The organism is Rhodococcus sp. EPR-157, assembly GCF_001647195.1.
GTDB lineage: Bacteria > Actinomycetota > Actinomycetes > Mycobacteriales > Mycobacteriaceae > Rhodococcoides.
In genome coordinates this window covers 47554-71735 of sequence record NZ_LVCV01000161.1, presented here as the reverse complement: position 1 = coordinate 71735, position 24182 = coordinate 47554, and the positions used below count along the sequence as shown (strand labels likewise).

The 24182-nt window shown below is 63.7% G+C and carries 26 protein-coding genes and 1 tRNA gene; 19 read left to right on the top strand and 8 right to left on the bottom strand.

Annotated features, from left to right (window positions below; genetic code table 11):
* The coding region (locus tag A2J03_RS07090) for an oxidoreductase (protein WP_231912404.1) at window positions 1–876 on the top strand (876 nt) is incomplete at its 5' end.
* 105 nt (window positions 877–981) lie between these two features.
* On the opposite strand, the gene A2J03_RS07085 is transcribed toward A2J03_RS07090, so the two are convergent.
* Window positions 982–2010: a glycerophosphodiester phosphodiesterase family protein gene (locus tag A2J03_RS07085; protein ID WP_442971328.1), complete on the bottom strand. Its 1029-nt coding sequence runs from the start codon at window positions 2008–2010 to the stop codon at window positions 982–984.
* A gap of 64 nt (window positions 2011–2074) precedes the next feature.
* Window positions 2075–2596: a TetR/AcrR family transcriptional regulator gene (locus A2J03_RS07080; protein WP_068371322.1), complete on the bottom strand. Its 522-nt coding sequence runs from the start codon at window positions 2594–2596 to the stop codon at window positions 2075–2077.
* Window positions 2597–2628: 32 nt separating this feature from the next.
* On the opposite strand from A2J03_RS07080, the gene zapE reads away from it, so the two are divergent.
* The 5 genes from zapE to A2J03_RS07055 all read left to right on the top strand — a co-directional run bounded on the left by zapE (window position 2629) and on the right by A2J03_RS07055 (window position 6719).
* Window positions 2629–3519 carry a cell division protein ZapE gene (gene zapE, locus A2J03_RS07075; protein ID WP_068371320.1) on the top strand — a complete coding sequence of 297 codons (891 nt, stop codon included), beginning with the start codon at window positions 2629–2631 and terminating at the stop codon, window positions 3517–3519.
* A gap of 180 nt (window positions 3520–3699) precedes the next feature.
* Entirely contained in the window at window positions 3700–4077 is a 378-nt protein-coding gene (locus A2J03_RS07070) for a hypothetical protein (protein ID WP_068371317.1), read from the top strand.
* Between the two features lie 167 nt (window positions 4078–4244).
* The gene (locus tag A2J03_RS07065) at window positions 4245–5336 is read left to right on the top strand and encodes an LLM class flavin-dependent oxidoreductase (RefSeq protein ID WP_068371314.1); all 1092 of its coding nucleotides are present in this window, start codon (window positions 4245–4247) and stop codon (window positions 5334–5336) included.
* 46 nt (window positions 5337–5382) lie between these two features.
* Complete coding sequence (locus A2J03_RS07060) at window positions 5383–5775, top strand: MarR family winged helix-turn-helix transcriptional regulator (protein WP_068371360.1); 393 nt, start codon at window positions 5383–5385, stop codon at window positions 5773–5775.
* An 11-nt stretch (window positions 5776–5786) separates the two neighbouring features.
* Window positions 5787–6719, top strand: a complete 933-nt coding sequence (locus A2J03_RS07055; RefSeq protein ID WP_068371311.1) for a pirin family protein — start codon at window positions 5787–5789, stop codon at window positions 6717–6719.
* A gap of 149 nt (window positions 6720–6868) precedes the next feature.
* On the opposite strand, the gene A2J03_RS07050 is transcribed toward A2J03_RS07055, so the two are convergent.
* On the bottom strand, window positions 6869–7426 hold the full coding sequence (locus tag A2J03_RS07050; protein ID WP_068371308.1) for a ribonuclease H family protein: 558 nt from the start codon (window positions 7424–7426) through the stop codon (window positions 6869–6871).
* A gap of 96 nt (window positions 7427–7522) precedes the next feature.
* Between A2J03_RS07050 and A2J03_RS07045 the strand changes: the two genes are divergently transcribed.
* Genes A2J03_RS07045 through A2J03_RS07035 form a run of 3 tightly spaced genes read left to right on the top strand, consistent with a single transcriptional unit; the run spans window position 7523 to window position 10159 of the window.
* Window positions 7523–8563, top strand: a complete 1041-nt coding sequence (locus A2J03_RS07045; protein WP_068371305.1) for an acrylyl-CoA reductase family protein — start codon at window positions 7523–7525, stop codon at window positions 8561–8563.
* A gap of 41 nt (window positions 8564–8604) precedes the next feature.
* Window positions 8605–9552 (top strand): DNA-3-methyladenine glycosylase family protein, encoded by a 948-nt coding sequence (locus A2J03_RS07040; RefSeq protein WP_068371300.1) that lies wholly within the window; start codon window positions 8605–8607, stop codon window positions 9550–9552.
* Between the two features lie 55 nt (window positions 9553–9607).
* Complete coding sequence (locus A2J03_RS07035) at window positions 9608–10159, top strand: VOC family protein (RefSeq protein ID WP_068371297.1); 552 nt, start codon at window positions 9608–9610, stop codon at window positions 10157–10159.
* Here A2J03_RS07035 and A2J03_RS07030 read toward each other — a convergent pair.
* Window positions 10134–10511 (bottom strand): hypothetical protein, encoded by a 378-nt coding sequence (locus A2J03_RS07030; protein ID WP_068371292.1) that lies wholly within the window; start codon window positions 10509–10511, stop codon window positions 10134–10136. The genes A2J03_RS07035 and A2J03_RS07030 overlap by 26 nt on opposite strands.
* A 175-nt stretch (window positions 10512–10686) precedes the next feature.
* Between A2J03_RS07030 and A2J03_RS07025 the strand changes: the two genes are divergently transcribed.
* The 3 genes from A2J03_RS07025 to A2J03_RS07015 all read left to right on the top strand — a co-directional run bounded on the left by A2J03_RS07025 (window position 10687) and on the right by A2J03_RS07015 (window position 13101).
* The gene (locus A2J03_RS07025) at window positions 10687–11886 is read left to right on the top strand and encodes a multidrug effflux MFS transporter (protein WP_068371359.1); all 1200 of its coding nucleotides are present in this window, start codon (window positions 10687–10689) and stop codon (window positions 11884–11886) included.
* 5 nt (window positions 11887–11891) lie between these two features.
* Window positions 11892–12377 (top strand): DUF309 domain-containing protein, encoded by a 486-nt coding sequence (locus tag A2J03_RS07020; RefSeq protein WP_068371357.1) that lies wholly within the window; start codon window positions 11892–11894, stop codon window positions 12375–12377.
* Between the two features lie 97 nt (window positions 12378–12474).
* On the top strand, window positions 12475–13101 hold the full coding sequence (locus A2J03_RS07015; protein ID WP_068371290.1) for a hypothetical protein: 627 nt from the start codon (window positions 12475–12477) through the stop codon (window positions 13099–13101).
* A 7-nt stretch (window positions 13102–13108) separates the two neighbouring features.
* Here A2J03_RS07015 and A2J03_RS07010 read toward each other — a convergent pair whose 3' ends face one another.
* Window positions 13109–13888 carry a deoxyribonuclease IV gene (locus tag A2J03_RS07010; RefSeq protein WP_068371286.1) on the bottom strand — a complete coding sequence of 260 codons (780 nt, stop codon included), beginning with the start codon at window positions 13886–13888 and terminating at the stop codon, window positions 13109–13111.
* 99 nt (window positions 13889–13987) lie between these two features.
* Between A2J03_RS07010 and A2J03_RS07005 the strand changes: the two genes are divergently transcribed.
* The 5 genes from A2J03_RS07005 to A2J03_RS06985 all read left to right on the top strand — a co-directional run bounded on the left by A2J03_RS07005 (window position 13988) and on the right by A2J03_RS06985 (window position 21646).
* Complete coding sequence (locus A2J03_RS07005; RefSeq protein WP_068371283.1) at window positions 13988–14752, top strand: ABC transporter ATP-binding protein; 765 nt, start codon at window positions 13988–13990, stop codon at window positions 14750–14752.
* A gap of 20 nt (window positions 14753–14772) precedes the next feature.
* Window positions 14773–17295: an ABC transporter permease gene (locus A2J03_RS07000; protein WP_068371355.1), complete on the top strand. Its 2523-nt coding sequence runs from the start codon at window positions 14773–14775 to the stop codon at window positions 17293–17295.
* Window positions 17296–17482: 187 nt separating this feature from the next.
* A complete protein-coding gene (locus A2J03_RS06995; protein ID WP_068371352.1) occupies window positions 17483–20014 on the top strand; it encodes an alpha/beta fold hydrolase in 2532 nt (843 codons plus the stop codon).
* 94 nt (window positions 20015–20108) lie between these two features.
* Window positions 20109–21017, top strand: a complete 909-nt coding sequence (locus tag A2J03_RS06990) for an alpha/beta fold hydrolase (RefSeq protein WP_068371280.1) — start codon at window positions 20109–20111, stop codon at window positions 21015–21017.
* Window positions 21014–21646 (top strand): LON peptidase substrate-binding domain-containing protein, encoded by a 633-nt coding sequence (locus A2J03_RS06985; RefSeq protein WP_068371275.1) that lies wholly within the window; start codon window positions 21014–21016, stop codon window positions 21644–21646. Before A2J03_RS06990 ends, A2J03_RS06985 begins: the two co-directional genes overlap by 4 nt.
* Window positions 21647–21714: 68 nt before the next feature.
* Here A2J03_RS06985 and A2J03_RS06980 read toward each other — a convergent pair.
* Window positions 21715–21791, bottom strand: a tRNA-Met gene (locus tag A2J03_RS06980).
* A 160-nt stretch (window positions 21792–21951) separates the two neighbouring features.
* Here A2J03_RS06980 and A2J03_RS06975 point away from each other — a divergent pair.
* Together A2J03_RS06975 and A2J03_RS06970 are read left to right on the top strand one after the other, a co-directional pair.
* Complete coding sequence (locus A2J03_RS06975; RefSeq protein WP_068371272.1) at window positions 21952–22596, top strand: ClpP family protease; 645 nt, start codon at window positions 21952–21954, stop codon at window positions 22594–22596.
* 2 nt (window positions 22597–22598) lie between these two features.
* Entirely contained in the window at window positions 22599–23192 is a 594-nt protein-coding gene (locus tag A2J03_RS06970; protein ID WP_068371271.1) for a ClpP family protease, read from the top strand.
* Window position 23193: 1 nt separating this feature from the next.
* On the opposite strand, the gene A2J03_RS06965 is transcribed toward A2J03_RS06970, so the two are convergent.
* Both A2J03_RS06965 and A2J03_RS06960 read right to left on the bottom strand, forming a co-directional pair.
* Window positions 23194–23538, bottom strand: coding sequence for a helix-turn-helix domain-containing protein (locus A2J03_RS06965; protein WP_068371270.1), 345 nt, complete (start codon window positions 23536–23538; stop codon window positions 23194–23196).
* Window positions 23539–23548: 10 nt separating this feature from the next.
* Window positions 23549–24127 (bottom strand): DUF998 domain-containing protein, encoded by a 579-nt coding sequence (locus A2J03_RS06960; RefSeq protein WP_068371269.1) that lies wholly within the window; start codon window positions 24125–24127, stop codon window positions 23549–23551.
* Window positions 24128–24182: the final 55 nt, after the last annotated feature.

The window sequence follows — 24182 nt, the reverse complement described above, 5'->3', positions numbered from 1 at the left end:
CGTGTGCTCCTCACCGGCGGAAATACCGGAATCGGTTACTTCACAGCACTCGAGTTGGTCAAGCAGGGCGACCATGTGACCCTGGCGTGCCGCAACATGGACAAAGCCAATGCCGCGGCACAGAAGATCGCCGCCCAAGCACCCGAAGGTACCGTCGACACCGCTCACCTCGACTTGGCCGACCTCGGTTCGGTGCGTGAGTTCGCCGAGTCCGCCCCCGACGCGGTAGACGTATTGATCAACAACGCCGGCGTCATGATGCCGTCGAAGCGGACCGAGACCAAGGACGGCTTCGAGCTTCAGTTCGGCACCAATCACCTCGGCCACTTCGCTCTGACAGGTCACCTTCTTCCGAAGCTGCGGGCTGCGGGCAACGCGAAGGTCGTCACGGTCTCGTCCGTTGCCCACAAGCAGGCCCCGAAATTGAACTTCGACGATCTGCAGGCGACCAGGGGCTACCAACCGCAGCGGATGTACGCCAACTCCAAACTCGCAAACCTGTTGTTCGCTCTGGAGCTGCAGCGTCGGCTCGACAAAGCCGGCATACCGATCACCAGCAACGCCGCCCACCCGGGCATCTCCGAAACTGCGCTGTACACCAGCCCCGACGGTCTTGGGAGTTCGAAAATCGCCTCGATCGGCGCATCCATCGGACTGAAGTTCATTTCCCAATCCGCCAAAGCCGGTGCACTTCCCACTCTGTATGCACTCGAAAGTGGTGGCCCGGGTTCGTACAGTGGTCCGAAGTCGCTGTTCGAATCGCGCGGCGCACCCGGTCCCGCGAAGATCTCAGCAAAGGCGCAGGACGCTGCGCTGGGTGATCAGCTGTGGGTTGCCAGCGAGAAGCTCACGGGCGTGGTCTACGACTTCAGGTAGCTACCGGAGTGGCATCGACGTAGTCGGCAAAAGGGTCAGATGGCTGTCAATGCTCCTCACTCGTAACCATTTTCGCCACCTGACGTCGTGCGACCGAGTCAGAGTTCACGAACCTGACGTGACGGGCTGGGGCAATGCCATCCCGCGTTCGCTCAGCACCGCACGCGCGCGGTCTGGGTAGTCGGTGATGAGCCCATCCACACCCAAGTCGATGAGAACGTTCATGGTCTCGGGATCGTCGACTGTCCAAGGAATTACGCGAATCCCAGACGCATGCGCGTCGTCGATCATCTTCTGAGTGACATACAGCTCGAAATCGGGATCACTCACTTTGCCGCTCTGCGGGGTACCTTGCACCGGCGAGAATGCCGATGCTCCGAACGAACTGATCGCGGCGATCGGATCACCGCCGAAGTCGTCGATGTCGAGGCCGCCGAGCCACGGTGAAGCGCCATCCTGACCGATTTGGAGGAAGTCACCGTTGGTCAACGCGACGACGGGCACCGACGGTTCGACGTCACGGACGAGCTGAAGCGAACCCCAGTCGAAGCTCTGGATCGTCACCCGATCGAGAAACTCTGCGTCGTCGATGGTGTCGAGTACGACGTCGACGAACTGCTCGCGCGGCGCAGTCTCCGACGGGCTCCCCGCCTCGACTTTCGTCTCGATGTTGAGCTTCACATCCGTTGCGTCGAAGGACTTCACGAGGTCGATGACTGCGGTCAGGGTAGGCATCTTCGCACCGGGAACAACTCGCTGCTCGGGATAGCCGGCGAGTTGGGTGAATCCACAGTCGAGTGTCTGCAGTTGAGCGAATGTCAGTGTGTTGACATACCTTCCGACGTAGGGGAACTCCAGATCCCCCTCGACCGTGGGCGCGGTATCGACACACTTCTTCGCGGACACCTGACGATCGTGCGTCACGACGGCAATGCCGTCCTCGGTGATCTGAGTGTCCAGCTCGAGCGTTGTGACGCCCAGTTCGAGCGCATTGGTGAAAGATTCGATGGTGCTCTCGGTGACGAGACCCAGTCCGCCCCGGTGTGCTTGCAGATCGAATTCCTGCGCGACTGGATTCTCGGAGGCGCTGGAGCAGGAGGCCAGGACGATCCCGGACACAGCCACCAGGATCATTCGACGCACAGTTGATCGACGCATGTCGGTCGATGCTAAGACCGGCAACCGACGACTTCGTGAACTACAGCTTCCGCGCACCTGTCAGGTACGTGACGATCGGAACCCTCACGTCGACGTGCCCGCTCCGGCGACCCAACGACGCGAGGACGAGCCCTTCGCACAAGGCGACATACCCCTCGCCGACGGCTCGATCCCCGAACAGTTCGACAGCGCCGTCGACCGAGAAGAGACATCCGTCGAGACGCGTCCGCGCTTCGGTGTCGATACTGGGGTCGATCAAGAGGGAATGCCGGGCGCGGAGTTGGTTGCGACGTTCTGCGACAAGGTGTTCGAGATAGCGAACCGTCACGTCGACCGGATCGCTACCGAGCTGGGCGGACACACCAGCGAACGACACCCGCGAGAAGTCGGTGATGCGATCGATGACAGCCGACAGCAGGCCACTCTTCGTGCGGAAGTAGTAGGACGTCGACCCTGCGGGCAAGTCCAACGCGGCGTCGATGCCTCGATGGGTGAGAGCCCGAAGACCGGACTCGGCGATCACATCTATCGCTGCGTCGGCAATCACAGTTCTTCGTTCCATGCACAGCACTCTACATATGTAGAGTCCAAGAAATGAGACCAGCTGTCACCCGGGACGCTTTCGCCGCAGAGTTCGCGCTCGACGATCGACAACGAGCCGCAGTCGACGTCCTGACGACCTCGGATTGCCGCGGCGTGTACCTCTGGGGTCCTGTCGGGCGGGGAAAGACCTGGCTCCTGGACCGCTACATGTCGGGCGTCGACACCGACGCCAAGAAGCGAGTCCACTTCCACAGCTTCTTCCGCGACCTGCACGCGTCGTACTTCGGGCACGGTTTCTCACTGGAAAAGGCGCTCGACGAGCTGTTGGGGACGATCGAGTTGCTGTGCTTCGACGAGTTTCACGTCCATGACATCGGCGACGCCAGGCTCATCTCGCGAATGGTGGAGTCGCTGTTCGCCCGAAAGATCGCGCTGGTGACCACGTCCAACTACCCACCCGACGGGCTGCTTCCCAATCCTCTGTTCCACGATGCGTTCATCCCGACGATCGAATTGCTGACAGAACGGATGCAGGTGGTCCTGGTCGACGGACCGGTGGACTACCGGACTCTCGCGGGTGCCCGAACGCACTTCGCAGCGGGCACGTGGTCGGTCGCCGGAGAGGAAGATGGAATCACCTTCGCGGAGCTCTGCGACACCCCGAAGTCGACGGGCGACTATCTCGCGATGATCGAGAACCGACGCGTCCTGACGATCACCGACATCCCCCAGTTGAAGGACGCCTCTCGCGACGCCGTGCAGAGATTCTCGAACCTCGTCGACGTTCTCTCCGACGGCGACGTGCGGACCGACTTCCATTCGTCGACGCCGCTCGACGCGTTCGCCGACGGTTGCGTCGGGCTGGATATCGACAGGATCGTGAGCCGCCTCGATCAGCTACGCAGACGCAAGTGCGGCCCGGACAGCGCCGAGTCCGCCTGACGAGATCAGCTCGGTGCCGTGGAGGAGCAGTGCAACGGGAAATAGGGAGACGCCCACAGCTGACGGCGGTCGGGGGCGACAGCAGCGGCGGGCGTCTCATCTGTCATTCGCCGCAGGTGGCGGAGCGGATGGGTCCTGAAAGGAATTCTTTTTTCGACCTTCTTGTCTAGCCTTACCCTCATGTCTTACACAGCAGCGAACCACTGGACTTTCGACGGCGACGACATCACAGGTTCACTCGATTCGGCATCGGTCGCGGGCGTGCTCGTCGCGCAGATCGTTCTGAGTGGGGCCACGTTCGAGTCGACCGCAGTCACGCGATCGGATCTCGGGTACGAGATACGTGCGATCACCGAACAGAGCCACGACGACAGTTCGACGCACCTCCTCGTGGTCGTCCCCCGTGTGAACATCGAGAACGAGCCGGTCCCGTTCGGCAGCTACGCGGTCCTGTTCACCACCCGCGGGAACGTGGCCGGTGATCGCTACGTCCACGGCGCCCTCGAGTCCTACGACGTGCGGACACTGTCGGGCACGGCATCACTGGTGAGTAGCTGACCGGCTGCGGCCGGTTTACACACCCACCATTCGTTCACAATGCAAACTTCAGTTGTAAACGAACGGTGGCGTTGCAAACGGGTGGGCTTGAAGGAAATAGTTTGCCTACGCTCGGGGTTGAGCGAGAAGTCAATGCATATGCATGAACTTCAGGTAGGGAGCAGACCATGCAATTCGGAATCTTCAGCGTCGGCGACGTCACCGTCGACCCCACGACAGGTCGAGCGCCCACCGAGCACGAGCGCATCAAGTCGATGGTCACCATCGCCAAGCACGCTGAAGAGGTCGGCTTGGACGTCTTTGCCACCGGCGAACACCACAACCCACCGTTCGTTCCCTCGTCGCCGACCACGATGCTCGGCTACATCGCCGCGCAGACCGAGAAGCTGATCCTGTCCACGTCCACGACGCTGATCACCACCAACGACCCGGTGAAGATCGCCGAGGACTACGCGATGCTGCAGCACCTGTCCGAGGGGCGCGTCGACCTGATCATGGGCCGTGGCAACACCGCGCCGGTGTACCCATGGTTCGGCCAGGACATCCGTCAGGGCATACCGCTGGCCCTCGAGAATTACCAACTTCTCCGACGCCTGTGGACCGAGGACGTCGTGACCTGGAAGGGCAACTTCCGGACGCCTCTCGACAGCTTCACCTCCACACCGCGGCCGCTCGACGACATCCCACCGTTCGTGTGGCATGGCTCGATTCGCAGCCCCGAGATCGCGGAGATCGCCGCGTATCACGGTGATGGATTCTTCGCGAACAACATCTTCTGGCCGAAAGAGCACTACATCGCGCTCATCAACCTCTACCGCGAGCGGTACGAGCACTATGGACATGGCCGCGCAGATCAGGCCATCGTCGGTCTCGGTGGCCAGGTGTTCATGCGAAAGAACAGCCAGGATGCCGTGAACGAATTTCGACCGTACTTCGACAACGCACCCGTCTACGGTCACGGTCCGACGATGGAGGATTTCACCGAGCAGACTCCGTTGACCGTCGGTTCACCGCAGCAGGTCATCGAGAAGACCCTGACTTTCGCCGACTTCTTCGGCGACTACCAGCGTCAACTGTTCCTGATCGACCATGCGGGGTTGCCGCTGAAGTCGGTGCTCGAGCAGCTGGATCTACTCGGCGAAGAGGTCGTCCCGGTACTGCGCGAGGAATTCGCAGCTCGACGCCCTCAGGGCGTTCCGGAGAACCCGCCGACCCACGCGAGCATGCTGGCCGAGCAAGGGTCAACCGTTGCCGTCTAGTACCGAGCTCGCCGTCGACGCCTGGGAGTCGCTGTTCCGATCCCAGGTGGCGCTGATGCGTCGGTTCACCTCCGACGACATCTGGGGCCCGATGAGCGTGCGTGAATACGACGTCCTGTTCACGCTCAGCAAGTGCCCCACGCGCAAGCTTCGACTACACGACCTCAACGACGAGATCCTGCTCAGCCAACCGTCGCTGAGCAGGATGTGCGAACGACTCGACAAGCTCGGCTATCTCACCCGCGAACTCGATCCGAACGACAAGCGCGGCACCGTGATAGCCCTCACCGACGCCGGACTCGCCGTGCAGCGCGAGATCGGACGCAGACACGCTGCGCGGATCCGGCGCTATGTCGGAGACGCTCTTTCCGACGACGAACTGACGACGCTCGAAGCTCTGTGCACGAAGCTCCGACTCGCTCAGCCTGCAATTCCTTGAAAGGAGTTCTCATGACGGTGGAGGTCATCACCCCTCGCGAGGTCCCCCTCGGCGGGCCTCGCGCGATGAACGTCCGACGCACGCTGCCGACCAAGCAGCGGACATTGATCGGTGCGTGGTGCTTCGCCGATCACTACGGTCCCGACGACGTGTCACAGTCGGGCGGCATGGACGTCCCGCCACACCCGCACACCGGGCTCCAGACAGTGAGCTGGTTGTTCTCCGGCGAGATCGAGCACCGCGACAGCATCGGCTCACATGCATTCGTGCTACCCGGGGAGCTCAACCTCATGACTGCCGGACGCGGGATATCGCACTCCGAGGTCTCGATGCCGCACACCCGCATCCTGCACGGCATGCAGCTCTGGGTCGCGCTTCCGGGTTCGGCACGATTCACCGCACCAGGTTTTCAGCACTACGTACCCGAGCCGCTGTCGATCGACGACGCAACCGTACGGGTATTTCTCGGCTCCCTCGCCGGTGACACTTCGCCGATCAGCACGTTCACGCCACTGCTGGGCGCCGAGATCGTCATCGATGCCGGGGCGAGCCTGGAGCTCACGGTCGACGAGTCCTTCGAGCACGGAATCATCGTCGATACGGGAACCGTCGACGTCCAGGACAGCACACTCGAGCGCGCAGAGCTGGGATACGTCGCGGCCGGCTCAACTTCACTTCTACTCCGAAACGCCGGTCAGGACGAGGCCCGAATGCTGTTGCTCGGCGGCCCACCCTTCGGCGAACAGGTGATCATGTGGTGGAACTTCATGGGCCGCGAACACGAAGACATCGAGGCGTACCGCGCAGCCTGGCAGGCGGGCATCAGTCACGCGGACGGCGGTCAGTTCGGGAGGGTCGAGGGGTACGTGAGCAAGGACGGCACACGAGACTTCCGACTACCCGCGCCCGAGCTTCCGAACACGAGGCTCACACCCCGAGCCTGATCCTGCGATGCCCTGCGGCCCGGTTTACACACCAACCGCTCGTTTACAACGCACACTGCTGTTGTAAACGAGCAATGGCGTTGTGAACAGCGATGGCGTTGTGAACAGCGGTGGCGTTGTAGGCAGTGGCGTTTGCACACAGCCGAGCTTCAGAAGAGTGTTGCGACCTCGTCGGCGGGGGCGGGCTGGGTCGGCGCAGGCTGGGTCGGCGCAGGCTGGGTCGGCGCAGGCTGGGTTGACACAGGCTTGGCCGGCGCTGGCTGGGTCGACGGCGCGCCCGCTGCGATCGCCCGTGCGGCTTCTCCGGCGAGGGCATCCGCTGCCTCGTTGAAGTGATTGCCCACATGCCCGCGGACCCAGCGGAATCGAACCGGTCCCGTGCGCTCGGTGATCGCGGTATCGATGCTCTTGACGAGATCGAGGTTGCGTACCGGCGTACCGCCAGCGGTCTTCCATCCCTTGCGCTTCCACCCGGGCAGCCATTCCGAGGCGCACTTGATGGCGTACTGCGAGTCGGATTCGATGAGCAACGGTTCATCACCGGGATGCGCGAGCACCGCTTCGAGTAGCGCACGCAATTCGGCGACCTGATTGGTCCCTGATGGTTCGCCGCCGGAGTTACTCGGACCGGTGTGGTTGACCCAGGCCCAACCGATGGCTCCACCCGGATTGCGCAGACACGAGCCGTCAGTACTCACGATGATCACGGAACAGGACCATACGTCCCCACACCGACAAACAACAGCCGCCGCGCTCGAATAGGTAGTGTGGGAAAGCATCCGAGAACGGAAGGACACCCACCAGTGACCAGTGCCGCGGCAGAAGCAAATACCGTGCAACCGTCGTTCGCTGCGCTCGTAGCGCGCGAATCCGACGGAATAACGCTCGCTCGCGAGAGCGTCGACGCATCGTTTCTCCCGGTAATCTCGGGTCCGTCCGTCACCATCGCCGTCGAGTACTCGTCGGTCAATTTCAAAGACGCGCTTGCGATCACACCCAAGGGTGGCGTGGTTCGGGACTATCCCATCGTTCCTGGCATCGACATCGCCGGAACCGTCGTCGAATCGACGAGTGCGGACGTAGCAGTGGGGCAGCGAGTCGTCGCGCACGGGTACGACATCGGGACTGCGCAACATGGTGGCTACGCCGAATATGCACGGGTACCTGCGGAGTGGGTCGTTCCGTTGGCGACACTGTCGACGCGCGAGGCAGCTGCGATCGGAACCGCCGGCTTCACCGCTGCGATGAGCGTTCTGGCACTACGCGCGGCTGGACTCACCCCATCCGACGGCCCGATCCTCGTCACCGGTGCCAGCGGCGGCGTCGGGACCGTCAGCGTCGACTTGCTGTCGGCCGCCGGGTTCGAGGTTCACGCATCGACAGGGAAGGAACACGCAGCCGATCTCTTGACCAGCCTGGGAGCACACGCGGTGACCGGCAGGTTGCCGGAGGATCCCGACGCAAAACCTCGGCCGCTCGGCCGCGCCGACTGGGCAGGTGCCGTCGATTGTGTAGGTGGCAAGACGCTCGCGCACGTGCTCAGCACGGTTCGCTACGGCGGCTCCGTCGCGGCCAGCGGACTGACCGGAGGCGCCCAGCTGTCGACGACGGTGTTGCCGTTCATCCTGCGCGGCGTCTCGCTGCTGGGGATCGATTCGGTTCAGCTCCCGATCGACAAGCGTCGGGCAATCTGGCACCAGTTGGAGACCGATCTGCGTCCTCAGCGCCTCGATGCACTCACCACCGAGGTCCCTGTCGCCGATGTTCGTGGCACGCTCGACGACATCGCCCAGGGGCGGGTCATCGGCCGGACCGTGGTCACGGTGGCGGGTGGCTTCGACTAGAACGAGGCCTGTCAGGGGAAGGCATTAGGCTCGTCTCCACGATGTGGTCGTCCAGTCCTGCTACTCCCGGCGCTCTCGACTCGATCTCTTGTGCGCTCGAATCCGAGCGTCCGCTCGACGTCGGGATGAGTATGTCGGGCCTTCGTCGAGGCCGCAGTGACCCCACCCACGAACGCGACGGCGCCGGCTGTGTGTGGCGAGCATCGCGGCTGCCGTCCGGACTCGTCACCTATCGACTCGCACAGACGACTCGGCACTCCGTCCGATGCACGGCGTGGGGCGACGGTGCCGTCGAGTTCACCGACATGTTGCCGGCCTTGCTCGGTTGCGACGACGACGCATCGGGCTTCGAACCCGACCACCCGACGCTGAAAGAAGCTCACCGCCAGTTCCCACACCTACGGCTGGGTCGGACGGGACTCGTCATGGAGGCGCTCGTTCCGGCGATCCTCGAACAACGTGTGCACGGGTTGTCCGCGTTCTCGTCGTGGCGCACGCTTGTCACCAAGTTCGGCGATCGCGCGCCGGGTCCGACGCCCAGGCCAATGTTCGTACCTCCGACCCCTGACGTGTGGCGGCGCATCCCGTCGTGGGAATACCACCTGGCCAACGTCGATCCGGCGAGATCGAAGACCATCGTGCGGTGCGCGCAGGTCGCCGGCCGCCTCGAACAGACCACCTCCATGTCATACCTGGACGCGTCGAGACGACTGAGAGCCGTCCCGGGCGTCGGTATCTGGACGGCCGCCGAGGTGGCACAGCGCGCCCTCGGCGATCCCGACGCCTTGTCGGTGGGCGACTACCACCTCGCCGCCGTCGTCGGTTGGTCTCTACTCGGCCGACCCCTCGACGACGAGGGAATGATCGAATACATGAAACCTCTTGCTCCACATCGATTTCGAGCCGTCCGCCTACTTCAGGTGAGCGGGAAGGCGATCAAGCCGAAGTTCGGTCCCCGCACTCCGCTCGTCGATCACACCTGGCACTGACGGCCGAGCGGCATCCGGTGTACTCTTAGGTTGAAGGTTCAACTTAGGAGATGTCATGGCTATTCAGCGGCTCAACCACGCAGTCCTGTACGTACGCAACGTCGAGGAGTCCGTCGCGTTCTACACCGACGTGCTCGGCTTCCGAGTCAAACTGCGAATGGGCGCGGGAGCGGCCTTCCTTCAGGCGAACGCCAGTACCAACGATCACGATCTCGGCCTGTTCCAGCTCGGTGACAGCGCGCGCCCGAGCGGCGCCGGACGCGAGACCGTCGGGCTCTACCATCTGGCGTGGGAGGTGCAGACCCTCGCCGACCTCGCCGACCTGGCGCAGAAGCTCTCCGCCGCCGGCGCTCTCGTCGGCGCATCCGATCACGGTTCCACCAAGAGTCTGTATGGCAAGGATCCCGACGGCATCGAGTTCGAGATCGTCTGGCTCGTCCCACTGAACCTCCTCGACGAGGCGACCATCGACGCCAGCTCGTCGATCCGGCCTCTCGATCTACAGAAGGAGATCGACCGCTACGGCATCGACACCCCCAGCGGCATCGGAGTCTCCAGCCCGGCAGGAGTCCGAGCGGGACTTACCGAGGTGTTCGGCGAAATCTGAGGCGGAGTTTCGCCATGATCAGATGGATGGTGCCGTCGGGAACGAGGAACGTTTCCTCGACCGCGACGGTCACGATCCGCTTCCGTCGGACTCCGGCGTCGATGAGGAACGTTGCCCGCACGGTGTCCCCGGACTCCGTGAATTCGATGTCGCGAATGTCGAGGATCGCGTGGTAGTAGAAGGCGTTGTCGAGACCCTTGGCCAGCCCTGGACCGGAGAATCCGGTCGTGATGCCGTTCTCGATCCGGCGCGCGCCCGGAGCGAACTTCACGGCACCGGAGTCGTGCGACGCGAGCGCGTCGATGTACTCCCGGACGACTGCCTGCCGTGGACTGTCCCCGAAGTTGCTCACCGCAGAGACCCTAGTTCGAATACATCACACCGGGAACAGATCAGGCGATCTCGTTGCTGAGTACTTCGTGTCACATGCCCCGGAACAGACCGCACCCCACGTCCTGCCCGACGCGCACTACACCGACGCGCACAAGACCGACGCGCGAGACTCCACACCGACCGCCGGTGAGCGCATGAGGGTCATCCTCGTGCTCGGCGCGCTCATCGCCCTCGGTCCGCTGACCATCGACATGTACTTGCCCGCGCTGCCGTCGATCGTCGACGATCTCGAGTCGTCGTCCGCAGCTGTCCAGCTCACTCTGACGGGCACCTTGATCGGCCTGGCTCTCGGCCAGCTGATCATCGGCCCGCTGTCGGACATCGTCGGACGTCGCCTGCCACTGATCGTGGGCACCGCCATCCACATCGTTGCGTCGCTGCTGTGCGCGATCGCGCCCAACGTGGCCGTGCTCGGGCTCTTCCGTGGCCTGCAAGGTCTCGGTGCTGCAGCTGCGGCCGTGGTCGCGATGGCCGTGGTTCGCGACCTGTTCACCGGCCGCGCTGCCGCCACCGTCCTGTCCCGGTTGATGCTCGTCATGGGCGTCGCACCGGTTCTTGCTCCATCCCTCGGCGGTGGCATCCTGCTCGTCGGATCGTGGCGCTGGGTCTTCGGCGCGCTGACCATCCTCGGTGTTGCGCTGCTCGTCCTCGCCGTGTTCTCACTCCGGGAAACGTTGCCTCCCGAGCGTCGCCGCGGCCGCGGAATCATGCCGGTCGTCCGCACGTACGGCGGCCTGCTGCGGGACCGACAGTTCGTGGTGCTCGTCCTCGTTGCGGCCCTCGCGATGTCGGCCCTGTTCGCCTACATAGCCGGGTCGTCGTTCGTTCTGCAGGAAGAGTTCGGGCTCAACGAACAGCAGTTCGCCATCGTGTTTGCACTGGGAGCCATCGCATTGATCGGTGCATCTCAACTCAACGTCCTGCTGCTCGGTTACTTCGCACCGGTCCGCATCGTCATTTCCGCTCTGTCGGGCGCCGTGGTCGCATCCTTGGTGATGACCGTGCTCGCGGTCGCCGGTATCGGGGGCATGATCGGATTCCTCGTCCCGCTGTGGTTCGTGCTGGGCGCCGTCGGATTCGTCATGCCGAACGCGCCTGCTCTTGCGCTTTCCCGCCACGGTGAAGCCGCGGGCACCGCAGCCGCACTCCTCGGTGCAGCGCAGTTCGGCCTCGGAGCCATCATCGCTCCGGTAGTCGGCGCACTGGGCAACGACAACGTGGCAGTATCGGTGACGATGGTCGGTGTCTCTGCACTCGCCCTCGCCGCCCTGATCGCGGTGACCGTGACCTCGGCCAAGAACGACACTCGAGCATCGACTACCTCCGAGGTGTGAGCTATTTGTCGGAACGCGAACGCGATTCCCTCGGTAAACCGCTGAACGGACGCCCCCGCGACGGTCTGGGGCGGCCGTTGTCTCGGGGCGCCGACGGCGTCGAACGCATTCCCGACGATCTGAGATTGCCGCCCGACGAGTCGATCGTCCGTGCGCAGCAGCTCCTCGACGACGGAATGCCCTTCCATGCCCACGAGATTCTCGAAGGGACGTGGAAGGACTCTCCGGAGTCGGAGCGGGCACTGTGGCAGGGACTTGCCCAGCTCGCCGTCGGTCTCACGCACCTCCTCCGCGGCAACGACGTCGGCGCGGGGTCGTTGCTCCGACGCGGGCATGACCGCATAGAGAGTTACAGCACCGATCCACCGCACGGTCTCGACGTCGCAGGACTCGTCGACTGGTCCGAAGCTCTGCTCGGTCAGCTCGACTCCGGCCACGTCCCACAATCACCGACCGTTCCTCGTCTGGCTCGCTCGATCACCGGCGTCTGACCACCTCGACTGGCCCAACAGGCTGGCTGCCGCTACAGTGGCGAAGGTTAGGTAAGGCTTGCGACACACAGCGTGCGACACAAGGTGGTGACGGGCAGTGACAGCAGCACAGGTTCCGTACTGGGTCGCGGTACTGACGCCAGAGGAACGCTCTTTCGGATCCCGCCGCACCGATCCCCGGATCGACACCGTCGACTCGTCCGTCGTGACCACCGTTCGCACCCAGTGGGCGGGTGCGGAGCTGCCCGACCCGACGACCCTCCTCGCTGTGCTCGCCGATACCATCGGATCCTGGCAGAGCGACCGGTGCCGTAGCTGCGCGTCCGGCGTCCTGATCGACATCGAGGGCAGTCCGAATTCCTACTTTCCGGCGCGGTTGCCCACCAGGGGACATGTTGCGACCCTCACCGAAGAAGTACGGCGTCGAATCGCCGGAGCTCCCAACGGTGGATCCGATTACGAGATCGTCAAGAACACGCTGAATTCTCCTGCGCTGGAACGAAAGCCAGGCGCTCAGATCGCATTTCGCTACGGTACCGAAAGCTCGATGTCCGACGAGAACGAGCCGCTGACCCACAGCCTGACGGTCACGTGCGACGTGACGGTCGTCGACGGGGTCACCATGGTGGACACCGACTTTCGGTGGAACAGTCGGATCTTCACCCGCGCCGACGTCGACGACTTCGAGCGCTTCTGGGAGAAGACGATCTCGATGTTCGTCTGACGATCCGTCAAGAACTGCTCTGTGTCTTCGTCTTCAAGAACTGCACGTCGGTCGCGAGTCCTTCTTCAGGGGTCTCGAGGATCACCGGTGCACCGGAGGCTTCCGCCACCGCCGTCAGCACCTCGGCATCGATCGTTCCGTCGGCCAGGTTCGCGTGCCGGTCTCGCGCCGAGTCGAACTCGTCACGCGAATTGTTCAGATGGACCAGATCGATCCGCCCGGTGATGGCCTTGATCCGATCCACGACGCCGACCAGTTCCTCGCCTCCTGCCCAGGCGTGGCACGTGTCGAGGCAGAAGCCCGCGCCGAACTCACCTACCGCATCCCATAGCCGGGCGATGTCGTCGAAGTGACGCGCCATCGCGAAGTCGCCGCCCGCGGTGTTCTCGATGAAGATCGGAACACCGAATCCACCCTCGTCGGCCTGACGTTCGAACAGCTTGCGCCAGTTGTCGAATCCTTTCGCGGTGTCCTCACCGTCACGCACATGCCCACCGTGTACGACCAGTCCGATCGCACCGATGTCAGCCGCCGCGGCCGCCTGCTCGATCACGGCCTTGCGTGAGGGTATGCGAATGCGGTTGTTGAGGCTCGCGACGTTGAGGACGTACGAACTGTGCACGACGACGTCGACGTCACTGGCCTTCAGTTCCTCGCCCTGGGGATGCGGCTTCAGCTTGTTCCACTTCTGCGGGTCGGTGAGGAACATCTGGACGAAGTCGACCCCGAGGGCCGACGCCGAGCCGAGCGGGTCGGCACTGTCACGAACGTGGGCTCCGATGCGCATCACTCCATACTAGGAGGCCGTCACGACACTCCGGAGCCGCGCACGAAGTCAGGGTGTCCCCGGATAGTGGTAGGTGCAAAACACTGAAACACTGGCAGCATGACTGATATCGCACTCGCGGGTCAATCCGCGGGCTCCGCTCCTGCCGCCAGCGCGAAAGCACTCACCAAGACGTACGGCACGGGGGACACGCAAGTTCACGCTCTGCGGGACGTCAGCGTCGACTTCGCACGCGGCGAGTTCACCGCCATCATGGGCCCGTCCGGATCGGGCAAGTCGACGCTGATGCACTGCCTCGCCGGTCTCGACAGTGCGACCTCGGGGACCGTCACGATCGGCGACACCGAGCTGACGAATCTCAGCGACAAGCAGATGACCGGACTCCGAAGGGACCGGATCGGTTTCGTGTTCCAGTCGTTCAACTTGGTGCCGACGCTGACGGCACTGGAGAACATCACCCTTCCGCTCGACATCGCCGGCCGCGAACCCGACCAGCAGTGGCTCGACACCGTCGTCGACCGACTCGGCCTGCGTGATCGACTCGGTCATCGCCCTTCCGAGTTGTCCGGAGGCCAGCAACAACGCGTGGCCTGCGCGCGGGCACTCGCCGGGCGTCCTGACATCGTGTTCGGGGACGAGCCGACGGGCAACCTGGATTCGCGCTCGTCGGGCGAGGTGCTGGGCATCCTGCGCGCGGCAGCCGACGAGTTCGATCAGACGGTCGTGATCGTCACCCACGATCCACGGGCCGCCAGTTACGCCGACCGCGTGGTGTTCCTCGCCGACGGCGCGGTCATCGACCACCTCGCGAACCCCACCGCGGAGACCGTGCTCGATCGCATGAAACAGCTGGAGACGGTCTGACCATGTCCACACCCAATCCCATGCGCAAGGTCTCGCTGCGGAACCTTGCCGCCCACAAGGTGAGACTTGCACTCACCGTCCTGTCCGTCGTCCTCGGAACTGCCTTCGTCGCAGGCTCTTTCGTGTTCACCGACACGCTGCAGCGAACGTTCTCCTCGATCTTCTCCGACACCGCCCAGGGCGCCGACGTCCGAGTCAGCGCCGAGGATGCCCGCTCTATCGGGGTTCCGACCTCGGACGCCGCGGTCATCTCCGCACTGCCCGACGTAGCCGCGGTCGTCCCGTACGTGGGCGGACAGATCGTCGTCCTCGACGAGTCCGGCGCTGCGGTCCAAACCGGTGGCGCGCCGACTATCGGCGAGTCGTACATCCCTGCCGACCGCAGACTCGGCGACGACGCCGTGTTCGTGGCCGGTACCGCCCCGTCGGCGCCCGGCGAGGTCGTCATCAACGAGGGCGGAGCGGCTCGGTCCGGACTCGGCGTCGGCGACAAGACCCAGGTACTCGTGCCGTCGAAGGGCACGATCGACGTCACCGTCACGGGAATTTACGACACAGCCGTCGAATCCGGCGGCTATATCGGTATCCAATTCTTCGAGAGCCAGGCGAACGAGCTGTTCTCCGACGGCAACCATGTCCAGTACTACGACGTCGCCGGCAAGGACCTGGCCGGAAGCGGAAAGAGTCAGAGCGATCTGCGCGACGAGATCGCCGCGGCACTGCCCGATGCGAAGGTACAGACCGCCGACGACGTACGCGAGGAGGCACAGGCCCAGATCGAGCAGGCACTGTCGTTCGTGAACTACTTCCTGCTTGCGTTCGGCGCAATCGCGCTGCTGGTAGGAACATTCATCATCTACAACACCTTCTCGATGATCGTCGCCCAACGTGTTCGTGAGCTCGCGCTACTGCGTGCGATCGGAGCGAGCCGAGGTCAGGTCAGCCGGTCTGTGGTGTTGGAAGCGCTCGTCGTCGGTGTGATCGGAAGTGCGATCGGCTTCGCCGGTGGCGTCGGTCTCGCATACGGACTGCGCGCTCTGCTCAATGCGTTCGATCTCGGTCTGCCCGGTGGCACCCTCGCTCTCGAACCACGAACGGTGATCGTGTCGTTCTCGGTCGGTATCGTCGTGACGGTTCTGAGCGCATACGCTCCGGCTCGCCGAGCAGCCAAGATTCCGCCGATCGCGGCCATGCGTGAGGAGTTCGCTTCCGCCGGTGACAGCCTGCGGACCCGCACGCTGGCCGGCGTCGGCATCGGTGCACTCGGGGCCGCAGCCGTGGTGGTCGGCGCACAGTCGACGGGCGGCACTGCTGCCGCCATCGTCGGAGCAGGCGCCGTCGCCGTCATCGTCGCCGTCGCCCTTGCCGCACCGTCCCTCTCCCTGCCGATCGTCGGCGCTCTCGGTTCGGTACTGACGCGCCCGTTCGGGGCAATCGGGCGTCTCGCCCGCACCAACGCAGTCCGCAATCCCAGGCGCACTGCCGCGACGGCCTTCGCACTGATGCTCGGACTGATGTTGGTCTCGGTCATCGGGGTGCTCGGTTCGACGGCCAAGGCGAGCGTGGATGCACTCGTGGACAACGGCATCGAAGCCGACTACATCTTCAGCGGTCCACCCGCCATCGGCGTTCCCACCGGCGCAGGTGAGGCGGCACGCTCGGTGGCCGGCGTCGATCGCGTCGCAATCCTCCATCCGGTGTCGGTGGACATCGACGACGAACCAGCGTTCGGCGTTGCGCTCGAAGGAAGCCCGGACGGATTGTTCGACACCGTCGTCGTATCCGGTTCTCCCGAACTGACCGGGGACAGCATGGCCGTCTCGCAGTCAGCATCGGCGAGCGAGGGGTGGAACCTCGGCAGCGTCGTCGACATGACCTCGGTCGACGGTCAGCAAGTACCCGTGACGGTGACCGCGATCTACGAGGACAGTCCACTCGTCGGGGATTGGATGATCTCCAACGAGGTCTATCAGGAAGTGACTCCGAGCATCGTGCGGTCCGACATCGTCGTTCTCGTCGGTGCCGCACCGGGAACCGATCTCGATACATTGCGTAGCGACCTCGAAACAGCAACCAAACCTTTCGTCGTCGTGCAGGTTCAGGACCGCGAGGAGTTCAAGGGCGCCCAGAGCCAGCAGATCGATACCCTGCTCGCCGTTCTGTACGGTCTCCTCGCTCTCGCGGTTGTCATCGCCATCCTCGGCATCATCAACACGCTCGCCCTATCCGTCGTCGAACGACGACGCGAGATCGGGATGCTCCGCGCGGTCGGCATGCAGAGGCCTCAAGTCCGGCGCATCATCTACCTGGAATCTCTGCTCATCGCACTCTTCGGTGCGATCGTCGGCCTGGCCCTCGGGATTGCCTTCGGTTGGGGATTCGTCAGGACTTTGCGCGACGAGGGACTCGGGCTACTCACGATTCCGTGGGGGCAGATGAGCGCAATGCTCGTCGGATCCGCCGTCGTCGGCGTGCTCGCCGCACTGTGGCCGGCAATTCGCGCGGCCCGAACCGCACCCTTGGAAGCAATCAGCGAAGCCTGACTGTCCGGCGCAACTTCTCGATTGTTCACGAGAAGTTGCGCCCAAAAGGACCATGAGGTTACTTTGTTACGGTTAAAACATACTTTACGATTGTTTTCGGTCGCGAACACAGGCATCACCGCCGCCACGGTTGCCTGAGCAGAACGACCGCCCTGAGCAGAACGACAGCCTTATGCGAGGAGTGGCCATGTCGCTGCACCGGATCGATGCCCCGGTACACGCGCCGCTCGCTCCCCTGTGCAGGCCCGATCCCCGAGATACCCTGCTCGACCGGCTGTGCGAAGTCGCGCACTCGGTACCCGACGCGATCGCCATCGACAGCGGCGAAGGCACCGTCACCTTCGACGAACTACTGCACCGGACGTACGCATCGGCACGAAAAATTGCGGATCTGACGTCGAACGATCTCCGACCGATCGCCGTCGACGCGGCCTGCACCATCGATTCCATCACCCTGATGCTTGCGGTGATGGCGTCCGGTCATTCCCTCGTTCCGCTCGACACGAACCTGCCCGAGAATCGTTCGGCGAGCATCGCCAAGGCAGCGTCTGCGCTACGTCTCACCACATCGGACCTCGCCGACGCCCAGATTTCCTCGCTGCCACTGCCCGCATTCACCGGCGGTCGAACCGCGTTGATCGCGTTCACCTCGGGATCCACCGGCGCGGCCAAAGGTGTACTTCTCAGCCATCGCATGTGCCTGACCAAAGCCTACGAAGTGAGTTCGGCACTCGGGCTCACCACCCGAGACCGCGTCGGGAACGCACTCCCTGTCAGCTTCGGTGCCGGCCTCAACACGCTGTTCGCCGGCCTTCTCAGCGGCGCGTCGGTGTATTGCACGGACCCGCGAAGCACGCAGTCGACGGCATTGACCGAGTGGATCGAGCAATCCGCGCTGACGACACTGCACTGCTCTCCGTCGCTCGTGCGCAGCTTCGCGACCGGGGTCGAACCGATATCGTCGGTGCCCGACGACGCGGTCCCCTCGCTCCGGGTGGTGACCACGTACGGCGAGGCGCTGCACTCGAAGGACGTCAGCGCGTTCCGCAGCGCGCTCGGTTCCGGCGCATCCTTCGTCAATTGGTATGCGACGACCGAAGCCGGTGCTGTCGCCTTCGACGTGTACAGCGCCGGTCGGCCACTTCCTCCGGGATATCTGCCTGCAGGGAAACAGCCGAGAGGTAAGACCGTCGACATCGTCGGGCCGGACGGAACCCCGGTGACGACGGGCGCCATCGGTGAGGTGCGGGTATCGGCCCCCGTGCTCGCCGACGGCTACCTCGGGCTCGATGATCTGACCCGGTCACGTTTCTTCTCGGACCGAGTTCAGCACCACTACCGGACGGGTGACCTCGGTCGAGTCGATTCGGACGGAGTCCTTCATCTGGCCGGCCGCGTCGACGAGGCGATCAAGGTGCGTGGCTATCTCGTCGAACCTGCCGAAGTCGAGGGCTTCGTGCGCTCGCTCCCGGGAATCACCGACGTGTTCGTCACCTCATGCGTTCACGACGGCAGTTCCGAACTCGCCGCATACTTCGTCGGAAGCTGCCACACCGAGTCCGAGGTGCGCAGCGCACTCAGAGAGAACTTTCCGGAGTGGATGGTTCCCATGTTCGTCGTCGAACTGGACTCCATTCCCCGAAACGAGCGAGGAAAGGTCGACCGGAACGCGCTTCCCTCGCCGCTCTCACGTCCGACGCCGCACCATGCCGCCGTCGGCGCGACCGAACGCTGGGTGGCCTCGGTCGTGTCGACACAGATCGACACCGATCGCATCGGGCGCGACGACGACTTCTCCGCACTCGGTGCCACCTCGTTGTCCATGGTCAACATCCTGATCGCCGTCAACGACATGATGCACGTCCAGTTGACCCCGTCCGATCTCGGATCGGCCATGACAGTGCGGACACTCGCGGAGTTGATCGACCGGAAGCTGAGCGAATCGGAAACTGTCACCAAGAACGACGGCAGCACTGTGCTCGTCCGCTTGAACAAGTCCGGAGGACACCCAGCTCTGTTCGTCGTGACCGGCGCCGGTGTACCCGCTCTCGGCATGGTGCCGCTCGCCCGACGGATGAGCGGCGACCGGGCGGTCTACGCACTGCAACCACGGGGGCTGGACGGCACGGCGATACCCGACCGCACTGTGCGGGGCGCCGCACGCCGATACATTCGCGAGATCAAATCGGTGCAGCCCGAAGGCCCGTACATCGTTGCCGGTCATTCGATCGGCGGGTGGACGGCCCTGGAGGTAGCGCGGCTACTGACAGAAGCCGGTGATGTCGTCGAACAGGTTGTTTTATTGGACCCTTTGCTGCTTCGTGACATCCTCGATCGTCTCCCCGGAGGCCCGGGCCTGCCTCATGCGGCGCCCCTGTTCGTCCGACCCGCGAACATCCCGATTCGCGACCGAATCCGCTACCGCATTCGACTGGCCAGGGCAGGTCTGAAACGGGAATCGACGACCGAGCGCTGGTTGACGTTCGCGCTGGTGGCATCGAAGGCGATGAGTCGGCACCGCCCGAAGCCCTGGGCGGGCGCCGCCACAGTGGTCGTATCCGATGATAACGTCGCGGACCCGGCGTCCTGGGCGGCGGTGGTGACCGGTCGGCTGACGCTGGTGCATGTGAAAAGTTCCCACAACGAGTTCGTTCGCGAACCCGCGGTCGTTGCGGTGGCGGAGGCTGTGGAGAACGCTGTGGGCTCGCCGATCCGATGACGTGAGGTGCAGTGCGCACCACATCTACTGTCCTTCGGCACCCCGACCCGCGTAGGTTTGCCACGAGAGCGTCGACGAGCAGCGAGGAGGCACGATGAACAACCACACGTCACCGTACGAGCTCGATTCCGTCGAGCTCCACAAGGACGTCCTGAGATACGTAGACGTCGGCGACGGTCCACCCGTCGTACTCGTCCACGGGTTGCTCGGGTCGCACGAGTCATGGGCAGGGCAGATCGAGCGGCTGTCCACGAAATATCGGGTTATCGCACCTGACCTGTTCGGTCACGGGCTTTCTGACAAACCGTCCGGCGACTACTCACTCAGCTCGCACTCGGCAACCATCCGGGACCTGCTCGACCACCTGAACATCGCATCCACGCCGATGGTCGGTCATTCGCTCGGCGGCGGCATCGTCATGCAGGCGGTGTACCTGTTCCCCGAGCGTGTCGAGCGGTTGGCTCTCGTCAGCAGCGGCGGTCTCGGCCGCGAGGTTTCGCTGCTGCTGAAAGCTGCGACACTGCCCGGCAGTGAGCTGGTGCTTCCTGTTCTGGCATCCGATTGGGTACGCAAGCACACCGAGAGCATCATCGGGCAGCTCGGCAAGTGGGGTCTACCGGTGCGCCCCGGCAAGAGCATGGAAGAAACCTGGCGTTCCTTCAAGACGGTCGCCGACAAGGGTTCACGCGACGCCTTTCTTGCGTCCACCCGCGCAGTTGTCGGCCCCCGAGGCCAAACCGTCAGCGCCAAGCAACATTTCGAGAAGTTCGATTCGATCCCGTCACTGCTGATCTGGGGCGGCAAGGACCACATGATTCCGGCGTCGCACGCCGACAACATTCGACGTGAAGTGCCGAACTCCCGCGTGGAGATCTTCCCCAGCGCAGGGCACTTCCCGCAGTTGGACGAGCCCGATCTGTTCTTCCGGGTTCTCGACGAGTTCTTGCAGTCGAGCTCTACTTCCGACAAACAGACACAGGCAGCAGTGTCGGACCAGACATGACCGTGCTACCCATGTTTCCGCTCGGCAGCGTGTTGCTGCCGGGCGAATCTCTTCCGCTCCACATCTTCGAGCTCCGCTATCAGGAACTTCTGCGCGACTGCCTGGCAACGACCGACCCCAGCTTCGGCGTAGTACTGATCGCGCGCGGACACGAGGCAGGTGGTGGAGACATCCGCCACGACGTCGCCACGCGCGCCCACATCGTCGCGCACCGGGACATCGGCGACGGCCGCTTCCTCGTGGAATGTGTAGGTGGAGAACGCATCAGGGTCGACGCGTGGCTCGAGGACGATCCGTACCCCCGCGCCGATGTGCGCCCGTGGCCCGACCATCCCGAAGATTCGGTCGCCGAACCCGAATTCAGCGAGCTCCGGGACCAGATCACGGCCCTCTACCAGCTCATCGGGAAGCTTGCGGAAGCCGAAGGATCCATCCCTCCCGACCCGCCCGAGTTCTCGGATCTGCCGGCCGGATCCGGTGAACGACTCTTCACCCTCGCGGCGCAGGTTCCGATGGGCCAGTCCGACCGTCAAGACGTGCTGGAGGCTCTCGGAGCCTCGGACCGCCTGCAGGTGCTGACCGACGCGATCGAGAGCGTCAGCGACATCGTCAGGTTTCGGCTGCAGTAACCCGGAACGACTGCAGTAACCCGGAACGAAAAGACCCCGGAAACATAGTTTCCGGGGTTCTTCTACTTTGGTAGCGGGGACAGGATTTGAACCTGCGACCTCTGGGTTATGAGCCCAGCGAGCTACCGAGCTGCTCCACCCCGCGTCGGGTGTTCCACAACAGTACATGCACCGGCGCCGATCCACCCAATCGCCTGGTCATCCCCGTTATGCCGAGGGCGATCTCTGCCGGCAGCAGAGAATCCTTCCTCCCGAGCGGGCGCTCCCGAAAGCTGGTGAGCGAACCATCGACGAAGGGAACCACCATGACCACCATGTCCACCATGTCCACGAGGGCAGCGACCGAGCGGGAATCCGCCACCGTGACGCCGTTCGACGACCAACTGGCCTCGAGATTGCTGGATCAGCGCATCGTGGTGCTCGGCGCCGCTGTCGACGATGCGATCGCGAACAGGGTCTGCGCGCAACTTCTGCTGCTGTCCGCCTCCGATCCTCGTCGAGACATCAGCCTGTACATCAATTCTCCCGGTGGATCGATCAGTGCCGGGCTTGCGATACTCGACACCATGCGACTCATCCCCAACGATGTCAGCACTCTCGCAATGGGATTCGCGGCCAGCATGGGTCAGTTCCTGCTGACGGCCGGAACCAAGGGCAAGAGGTTCAGTCTCCCGCATGCCCGAATCATGATGCACCAGCCGTCAGCGGGAATTCGCGGAACAGCCGTGGACATCGAGATTCAAGCACAGAACCTCGAATACACGAAAGCGTTGATGCACAGGCTCAATGCCGAACATTCCGGGCATGACGTGGATACCGTCACGGCAGACAGCGAACGGGATCGTTGGTTCACCGCCGAACAGGCACGCGACTACGGACTCATCGATCAGACCGTCACCGCTCTAGACGACATCCGACCGCCGGCACCCAGTCGCACAGTAGGCCTGTGACCATGAGCCAGTACACGATTCCTACCGTCGTCGAACGTACGCACAGCGGTGAGAGGGCCTTCGACATCTACAGTCGGCTACTGTCGGAACGAGTGATCTTCCTCGGGACCGAGATCGACGACGGCGTCGCCAATGTCGTTATCGCGCAACTCTTTCACCTCGAATCCGACAATCCCGATGCGGACATCAGCCTCTACATCAACTCTCCCGGTGGTTCGTTCACCGCGATGACCGCCATCTACGACACCATGGAATACATCAAACCGGATGTCTCTACATTCTGCGTGGGGCAGGCGGCGTCGGCGGCAGGCGTACTGATGGCGTCGGGAGCGCCCGGGAAGCGAATCATGCTGAACCACGCCCGAATTCTGCTTCATCAACCGTCGGGAGGAGGAGAAGGAACGATCTCCGACCTCACGCTGCAACGGGACGAGATCGTCCGGGTCCGTAGCGAAATGGAGACGATTCTCGCGCATCACACCGGGCAGAAGCCGGAGGTATTGCGGCGAGACACCGACCGCGACAAGATCTATTCGGCCACCGAGGCCGTCGACTACGGCCTCGCCGACCTGATCGCCACCAACCGGAACCAGTAAGTCAGGCAGCCAGCATGACGACCGGGGACGGCCCACGTGAGACTCGCCGGCGAGAATCCGCACCGGCGAGTTCACGTCCGGTGAGCATCAACAGCTTCGACGGCGCGATCTCGAGTGCTCCGCACAGTGCCGAGAGAACCTCGGACGACGCTTCCTTGCGGCCACGTTCGATCTCGGACAGATACGGCATCGACACCCGGGCCTGCGACGAGACGTCGTCGAGCGTCCTGCCCTGCTCCTGACGGATCCGACGCAGCACCCGTCCCATACCGTCGCGGACGAGAGGCTCACGGGGCGGGGTGGGACGTAGGGGAATGACTGTCGCTTCTGCTCGGTCCTCGGCCATGCCGTCCAGGCTAGAAGGCGCGACGACAGGGCGTCGGCCGAACCGCTGTATTTCTGCTGTGAGCAGAACGGCTGCGCCTTCCGATAACCAACGCCGTCAACAGCTCCCAGGCCACGAACGTATAGATCGAGGCTCGTTCGACGGCTCCCACCGGCCCGATTCCGGCTATCAGCAGGGCCGACGCGAAAAATCCGACGACGCCCAGGGCCAGACTTCCACCGGAATACCATCGTGGACAGGCACGCGCACCTGTTCCGACGACGACGGCAATGACGTTTCCCGCCCCGATCGCCAGCACCGCCCCCACGACGTGCGCGCTGCCGTCGCCGGAATGCACGGTAGCGACCAGGACGCTGCCCACCGAGTACCCGATCACGGCTCCGAGATAGACCCGCCGTCGCGTCGCAAGGAGGTGCGCCGAACAGAAACCCGCGACCAACACCGATACTGCGGATACGCAGAACGCGATGTTCATCAGGACGTGCCAGTCCGAGACGGAAGGTACGCCGAGTTCGCTGACGGTGTCGTACGCCGGGCGGTACCCGCCGAACATGGCCGCGGTAACTGCCTCGGCCAGCAGATATTGCATTGCGGCGAGCCCGAAGAGCCACCCTGCCAGGCGGGTACGTGTGGTGTCGATCGTG

Coding starts and splice junctions, on each gene's coding strand:
- A2J03_RS07085 (WP_442971328.1), bottom strand. CDS start 2,010: ATGATCCTGGTGGCTGTGTCCGGGATCGTCCTGGCCTCCTGCTCCAGC.
- A2J03_RS07080 (WP_068371322.1), bottom strand. CDS start 2,596: ATGGAACGAAGAACTGTGATTGCCGACGCAGCGATAGATGTGATCGCC.
- zapE (WP_068371320.1), top strand. CDS start 2,629: ATGAGACCAGCTGTCACCCGGGACGCTTTCGCCGCAGAGTTCGCGCTC.
- A2J03_RS07070 (WP_068371317.1), top strand. CDS start 3,700: ATGTCTTACACAGCAGCGAACCACTGGACTTTCGACGGCGACGACATC.
- A2J03_RS07065 (WP_068371314.1), top strand. CDS start 4,245: ATGCAATTCGGAATCTTCAGCGTCGGCGACGTCACCGTCGACCCCACG.
- A2J03_RS07055 (WP_068371311.1), top strand. CDS start 5,787: ATGACGGTGGAGGTCATCACCCCTCGCGAGGTCCCCCTCGGCGGGCCT.
- A2J03_RS07040 (WP_068371300.1), top strand. CDS start 8,605: ATGTGGTCGTCCAGTCCTGCTACTCCCGGCGCTCTCGACTCGATCTCT.
- A2J03_RS07035 (WP_068371297.1), top strand. CDS start 9,608: ATGGCTATTCAGCGGCTCAACCACGCAGTCCTGTACGTACGCAACGTC.
- A2J03_RS07025 (WP_068371359.1), top strand. CDS start 10,687: ATGAGGGTCATCCTCGTGCTCGGCGCGCTCATCGCCCTCGGTCCGCTG.
- A2J03_RS07010 (WP_068371286.1), bottom strand. CDS start 13,888: ATGCGCATCGGAGCCCACGTTCGTGACAGTGCCGACCCGCTCGGCTCG.
- A2J03_RS07005 (WP_068371283.1), top strand. CDS start 13,988: ATGACTGATATCGCACTCGCGGGTCAATCCGCGGGCTCCGCTCCTGCC.
- A2J03_RS07000 (WP_068371355.1), top strand. CDS start 14,773: ATGCGCAAGGTCTCGCTGCGGAACCTTGCCGCCCACAAGGTGAGACTT.
- A2J03_RS06995 (WP_068371352.1), top strand. CDS start 17,483: ATGTCGCTGCACCGGATCGATGCCCCGGTACACGCGCCGCTCGCTCCC.
- A2J03_RS06990 (WP_068371280.1), top strand. CDS start 20,109: ATGAACAACCACACGTCACCGTACGAGCTCGATTCCGTCGAGCTCCAC.
- A2J03_RS06985 (WP_068371275.1), top strand. CDS start 21,014: ATGACCGTGCTACCCATGTTTCCGCTCGGCAGCGTGTTGCTGCCGGGC.
- A2J03_RS06975 (WP_068371272.1), top strand. CDS start 21,952: ATGACCACCATGTCCACCATGTCCACGAGGGCAGCGACCGAGCGGGAA.
- A2J03_RS06970 (WP_068371271.1), top strand. CDS start 22,599: ATGAGCCAGTACACGATTCCTACCGTCGTCGAACGTACGCACAGCGGT.
- A2J03_RS06965 (WP_068371270.1), bottom strand. CDS start 23,538: ATGGCCGAGGACCGAGCAGAAGCGACAGTCATTCCCCTACGTCCCACC.
- A2J03_RS06960 (WP_068371269.1), bottom strand. CDS start 24,127: ATGCAATATCTGCTGGCCGAGGCAGTTACCGCGGCCATGTTCGGCGGG.